This is a genomic window from Blautia sp. HCN-20427, assembly GCF_037890365.1.
GTDB lineage: Bacteria > Bacillota > Clostridia > Lachnospirales > Lachnospiraceae > Blautia.
The window spans coordinates 110,615-116,804 of the sequence record NZ_JBBKBX010000011.1; the positions used below are offsets into that span (position 1 = coordinate 110,615).

Annotated in this window: 6 protein-coding genes; 4 read left to right on the top strand and 2 right to left on the bottom strand. The window is 38.6% G+C overall.

All coding sequences use genetic code 11. From position 1 onward, the window contains the following. Window positions 1-202 precede the first annotated feature (202 nt). The gene (locus tag WKT17_RS08725) at window positions 203-1,381 is read left to right on the top strand and encodes an FtsX-like permease family protein (RefSeq protein WP_340272425.1); all 1,179 of its coding nucleotides are present in this window, start codon (window positions 203-205) and stop codon (window positions 1,379-1,381) included. Between the two features lie 159 nt (window positions 1,382-1,540). On the opposite strand, the gene WKT17_RS08730 is transcribed toward WKT17_RS08725, so the two are convergent. Further along, window positions 1,541-2,155, bottom strand: coding sequence for a helix-turn-helix domain-containing protein (locus WKT17_RS08730; protein ID WP_008393242.1), 615 nt, complete (start codon window positions 2,153-2,155; stop codon window positions 1,541-1,543). Window positions 2,156-2,526: 371 nt separating this feature from the next. Next, window positions 2,527-3,198 (bottom strand): helix-turn-helix domain-containing protein, encoded by a 672-nt coding sequence (locus tag WKT17_RS08735; protein ID WP_008393244.1) that lies wholly within the window; start codon window positions 3,196-3,198, stop codon window positions 2,527-2,529. Window positions 3,199-3,692: 494 nt separating this feature from the next. Between WKT17_RS08735 and WKT17_RS08740 the strand changes: the two genes are divergently transcribed. The 3 genes from WKT17_RS08740 to WKT17_RS08750 all read left to right on the top strand — a co-directional run. Beyond that, window positions 3,693-4,754, top strand: coding sequence for a replication initiation factor domain-containing protein (locus WKT17_RS08740; RefSeq protein ID WP_268885626.1), 1,062 nt, complete (start codon window positions 3,693-3,695; stop codon window positions 4,752-4,754). Further along, entirely contained in the window at window positions 4,754-4,957 is a 204-nt protein-coding gene (locus WKT17_RS08745; RefSeq protein WP_117580043.1) for an excisionase, read from the top strand. The genes WKT17_RS08740 and WKT17_RS08745 overlap by 1 nt, the downstream gene beginning before the upstream one ends. A 78-nt stretch (window positions 4,958-5,035) precedes the next feature. Then, window positions 5,036-6,190, top strand: a 1,155-nt coding sequence (locus WKT17_RS08750) for a tyrosine-type recombinase/integrase (RefSeq protein WP_340272431.1), incomplete at its 3' end; no start/stop codon positions are given.

Genomic DNA, 6,190 nt, shown 5'->3' on the forward strand with positions numbered 1-6,190 from the left:
TGATATTCTTTGGGAGTCTTTTATTTTTCTTTTTCTCTGTTTTTTCTTCAAACAATTCGATAAAATAAATAATATGTGGAAAATATACATCCGACTATAGTAAGGATACGAAATATAGGGAAAACAATATAAAATTTATAAAAAACTAGACAAAAAATATAGCACAATATATAATTAACTCGTGAAAGGAGGGGTGGAAATCATGCTTTTTTCAATAATAAGGGTACAAATAAAGCGAAATCCGGGAAGAAGTATTCTAACCGTATGTATAGCCATGTGCTTACTCTTGTTTGTGGGAGCTTACTGGGAAAACGTAATACGAATGGAAAACGCTCTCCACACACTTTCAGACAGTATTCCGGTTGGAGGGAGCATCACCGATATCAGTGGGGGAAAGCAGACCGCTCTGGAAATTTCAACAACAACAGCAGATAAAATTCTGGAATCCGGGTATGTGAAAAATGTAATTTATACCGGACAGGCAGCCGGAAATTTGGAACAATATAACCGGGTAGAAAACCCCAAAGTATTTGATACCACCATTGTGGGAAGTAACAGTTGCGATGCTTTTTCTGCTCTTACAGAAGAAACGATTTCGTTTTTTGAAAAGGGAGAGGAAAATTTTTTATCTACAGACAAACCGTTGTGCGTAGTAAGCGAACAGTATGCAAGAGAACATCAAATCAAGGAGGGGGAGACCCTGCAATTTCCTTTATACGCCATAGAGTATAAACAGGGAAGCAGCAGTGTTCAATACAGGGAAGCGGGAATGGCGGAACTTACGGTCATAGGAACCGTACCAGAACGTTATTTAGGCGACACTGTGATGGATATTTTAGTTCCGGTACAATGGCTGAGAGCTTATATTGAGGAAGCAGACCTTCGTTTTTCCTATAGTTCCATGAATTTTCAGGTGAAAAATCCCATGAAGCTGAATGCATTTAAGAAAGCAATGGAAAATATGGGATTGCAGGAAAAAAGTCAGGAAGCAATGGAGGAGGTTTATGGAGGAACTTTAATTCTGGATGATACGATTTTTATAGAGAATGCGGAAAAATTGCAGGGGAATTTGCAGACTTTGAGAAAATTTCAGATTCCATTTCTTTTACTGGTGGGGATTTTGGTTATCACGGTCACCTTTTTAATTATGAGAAGCAGAAGGCTTGAACTTGCAATCGCCTCCTCTTTGGGGCAGAAAAGCAGTAGGGTGGCCTTGCAGTTATTCTTGGAAATCGGATTGCTGAATCTTTTGGGAAATGCGTTGGGAATGGTTCTATTAATGTTTATTACCCAGATTTCCATAAAGGATTTATTGGAAACTTTATATCTGATTTTTGATTATCCCTATAAATATTACACTTTCAAGCTTTTCGAAGTATAGAAAAACACTCATTTTACCACGAATATACCACGATTAAACGAGCCTTGATATGACGATAAAATAGCACTAAAAAGACACCATTGACACATTGAAGTGGTGTCTTTTATTAATAAGCAGTCAATCCTAAGACTAACTGCTTTTGCAAAATAAAGGTAATCACTATTTTGTTTGTTTCTTTAGAATAATATAGCTTGCAATCACAACTACAAAGAATACTAACACGAAAACTAAAGTATGAAATATTCCTATCGGATAAGGTGCAATCCACCCTTCTAGTTTGAAAACCAATCCTGAAATATATCCTGTAATCATAGAAATAGGCATAAAAGCAACTCCGATTATATTAAGCCAATTTACATAAAAGGGGGATTTTTCTTCCGATAGTATTCTCGCTATAAAATATCCAACAATCCCTATAGCTTGAATAATCATTGAACCCCAAACTGCTTCCATTGTTTGTTCTGCATACCAATTACCAAATGCACAAAACAGCCCAATAGCAACAAAAGCTGTTGATGATATATAAAGTACCTTACTCGTAAGCTCTTTATTTTTTTGTTCTTTGTCTGCTACTGGTTCAATTCCCTTTAGGATATAGTCAGTTGTTACTCCAAAAAAATCACTCATTATAATTATTTTTTCTAAGTCAGGCGTACTTTGTTCACTTTCCCATTTGGAAACAGCCTGCCTTGAAACTCCAACTTTATCCGCAAGTTCCTCTTGTGATATTCCTTTTGATTTCCTTAAATATTGTATTCTGTCTGCCATATTCATTAGCTAACACTCCTTTCTTTCATGGTGTAATTTTAGCAATATTATCAGTTGCATAGCCACCATTTAGATATGGAAATATGTCAACTGGCAGTTGCAATGATGTTTTTTGACAAATCAGCAGAATATTCTTGCTTATAACGTAATTTAAACATATCCATATTATAACAGTTCCATATATCCGCCACAACAAAAATCAGCACACCCCCCCCTTGACATTTTTCTGTCTTGAAAAATACACACTTTTTCTTTCTTCCTCTTGATTACCAACCACAGAAAAGAAAAAGCCCTGTCAAGAGCCTTGCCACCATTGGTGGTGCTTTGCACTCTTTACTGGGCTTTTTGTTTGCTGTATCTTTCATTCAAGAGGAAAATTAAAGACCTCTGTTCCATTTCTCTTTCAGATAATCTTCATAGTCCGTTTCATCAAAATCTAACTGTGGCGAAGTGTCGGGAATGTTATTTCTGCTGTCTATGTCCGCAAGTTGACGGAATATCCAGTCATCATAAGGGTCATGGTATTTATACTCTTTGGGCTGTTCTCTGTATCGGTCTAACCCTCGCATTTCCTTATGTACTTTCATCATGCGTTCTATTTTTTGACGTTGTATCAACTGCTTGATTTCCATAAGTTCTTCTAACTCCGTAACCTCATTGGTAATGTAGTTATGGATATACTGTATGAGTTTGGTTTCCATGTAAAATCTGCATTCTTTTTCATCATTGAAAAATTCATTTTCAGACAGATAATCTAAGGAAACATTGAAGTCCTGTTCCCGTTTGATAATATCCATGATATATGGTTCGGTGTGGTCAATATACTTCCATTCTCCTGATAATAATTCATTGGGCGTTACTCCCAGCACGTCCATTATCTTTTCTAATGTGTCAAAGGTAGGATAATTCACACCCCGTTCAATCTTGGAAAGGCTCTGCATATTGATACCGATTTTATCCGCAAGTTCCTGTTGTTTCATTCCTCTGTGTTTTCTTATGGTCTGTATATTCTCTCCTAAGAAACTGATTTTCTTTTCATAATGTTCCATAACTTAGTATAACCGCTCCTTTCGTTGCTTTTCTCGGTGTTTATAAGCATATCATACTTAATATTTATCAAAAAGTCAATCAAAACTTCTTGACAAGTAATTCTAATGGCGTTATTATCGTATTAGATAGGGTGATTAAGCACGCTAGGGTCAATCACACGCTTGAGTAAGCATAGAAAAGATGTATTTTCATTTTGATAGCATGAATAAGCATGGACTATCAGACCGAAAATAAGGTTTCTGACTGGGGCTGTTCCGTTTAGCCACGAGTCTTACAAGGCTCGTGAGCGTTAAGAACGGATCAGACACAGGAAGAAAGGGAACGCCTTTAGGCGTTCATAAAGGGCGTATATGTAACACCGCCCTGCGTATACATGTCATAGTACCTAGAAACTGTGATAAATAAAGGAAAAAACACGATTTTTACCCGCAAAAAACGGGGCATACGAAAGGAGCAATGCACTATAACTACACACAAAAATTTATCCGTTAAGATTGATTACATCAGCATTGTATTTGAAACGGCAACCGCTGAAGATATAATCATGCACATTTTAGATTTACCGACTGACATTTTCAATGTTTATCCAGCAATGATAAAATTCAAGACTTATCAAGCACGCTGGCAGATTGGAGATATTTATGTATCGGGGGACGCAAGAAAGACAGAGGATAACCCACAGGGGCTAGGCTGTTATCTTGTTATGACTGGCAGAGGTTGTGATGATATTTTCCGTATTCTCGACAGTAGGAATTATACCTTTGGGGATATGTTTCGACGCTGTGAGCGAAGATACGGACTGGATAACTTTCATTTCACAAGACTTGATATTGCCATTGATGATAAGAACGAAAAGCCATTCTTTACCATAGAGCAGATAAAGAAGAAATGCGAAAAAGAGGAATTTATTTCTAATAGTGAGGGCTACCACTTTGACGAAAGCAAGTTTGATGATTTCGACACCGCAAAGACTGTTTATATCGGTGCTGGTAAATCGGGATTATCCTACCGCTTTTATGATAAGGATAAGGAAGTCTGTTCAAAACATAATAAGACACTTGATGAAGTCGGCAGTTGGAAACGGACAGAAATGCAACTGCGTGATGATAAGGCTCATGTTTTTGCCATGACATTCAAAGACAGACCGTTGGAACTTGGGGAACTGGCTTTCGGGCTATTAGCAAACAACCTACGCTTTGTCGTGCCAAACAGAAATGAAAGTAATAAGAGCAGATGGAAAACGTGTCGGTTTTGGGAACGATTTTTAGGGGCTGTGGAAGTCTTGAAACTGCAAGTACCGAAACTACATAATTCCCTTGAGGAAACACAGCAATGGCTCACAGAGGGTGGCGTGATTTCTGCTGTCAAAAGTTTTTATTTCTTAGAAGAACATGATGCATTAGGTGGACTGGAAAAAGTGGGAACTATGCTTGACAGGGCAAGATACAGCAGTTCCCTTTCCAGTAAATTAACCGCCCACTTACAGAGGATAGACCGCACCGACCTTATCCCCTATATCCAGTATGACACGAAACATGGGAAAGGGGGTATCTGATGAATAACAACGACATTCCCGTATGGGAAAAATATACCCTTACCATTGAAGAAGCGTCAAAGTATTTCCGTATCGGAGAAAACAAGTTAAGACGCTTGGCAGAGGAAAACAAGGGCGCTGGCTGGCTCATTATGAATGGCAACCGCATACAGATTAAACGCCGACAGTTTGAACAGGTTATTGACAAATTGGACGCAATCTAATGCAAATGAGCCTTGTATGTGTTATGATGAACACAAGTCATATCAAGGCTCTTTCCAACAAGGAAAGGAGCAGACACCATGAAAGAAAAAAGACGGGATAGTAAAGGACGTATCCTGCATACTGGAGAGAGCCAACGAACAGACGGGAAATACTTATATAAATATGTAGACGCATTTGGAAACACAAAATATGTGTATGCTTGGAGATTGACACCCACAGACCCGACACCAAAGGAAAAACGGGAAAAACCCTCACTTCGTGAACTGGAACAGCAGATAAGACGGGATATTGAGGACGGTATCGACAGCACAGGCAAGAAAATGACGCTTTGCCAACTCTATGCCAAACAGAACTTACAGAGGGCAAATGTGAAGAAAAGCACACAAAAACAACGGGAACAACTCATGCGGTTATTGAAAGAGGACAAATTAGGTGCTAGGAGCATTGATACAATCAAGCCCTCTGACGCTAAAGAATGGGCGTTACGCATGAAAGACAAGGGCTTTTCCTATAACACTATTAACAACCATAAACGCTCGTTAAAAGCGTCATTCTATATCGCCATACAAGACGATTGTGTAAGGAAAAACCCTTTTAATTTCAAGTTAAGTGAAATCATAGAAAATGATACCAAAGAGAAAGTAGCATTGACAGAGGAACAGGAACAAGCCTTACTGTCATTCATCAAGACGGATAACGTGTATCACAAGTATTATGATGATGTGCTGATACTGTTAAAGACAGGACTTCGTATCTCGGAACTGTGCGGACTGACAGTAGCCGATATTGATTTCAAGAATGAGGTTGTGGTTATCGACCACCAGTTATTAAAGAGCAAGGAACAGGGCTATTATATTGAAACGCCTAAGACAAAGAGTGGAACAAGGCAAGTGCCATTAAGCAGAGAAACGATACAGGCATTTCAACGGGTCATAAGGAAACGCACAAAAGGGAAACTGATAGAGATAGACGGATACAAAGATTTTCTGTTCGTCAATCCGAAAGGCAATCCTAAAGTTGCGATTGATTACAACGCCTTATTTGTCCGTATGGTAAAGAAATATAACAAACACCACAAGGATAACCCCTTGCCACATATCACACCACATACGCTACGCCATACGTTCTGCACAAGACTGGCAAGCAAGAACATGAACCCGAAAGATTTACAGTATATCATGGGACATTCAAACATCAGTATCACAATGAACTGGTATGCTCATGCGTCCATA

Excerpts from the sequence above, each read along its gene's own strand:
- WKT17_RS08725 (WP_340272425.1), top strand. The coding sequence starts at position 203 with ATGCTTTTTTCAATAATAAGGGTACAAATAAAGCGAAATCCGGGAAGA.
- WKT17_RS08730 (WP_008393242.1), bottom strand. The coding sequence starts at position 2,155 with ATGAATATGGCAGACAGAATACAATATTTAAGGAAATCAAAAGGAATA.
- WKT17_RS08735 (WP_008393244.1), bottom strand. The coding sequence starts at position 3,198 with ATGGAACATTATGAAAAGAAAATCAGTTTCTTAGGAGAGAATATACAG.
- WKT17_RS08745 (WP_117580043.1), top strand. The coding sequence starts at position 4,754 with ATGAATAACAACGACATTCCCGTATGGGAAAAATATACCCTTACCATT.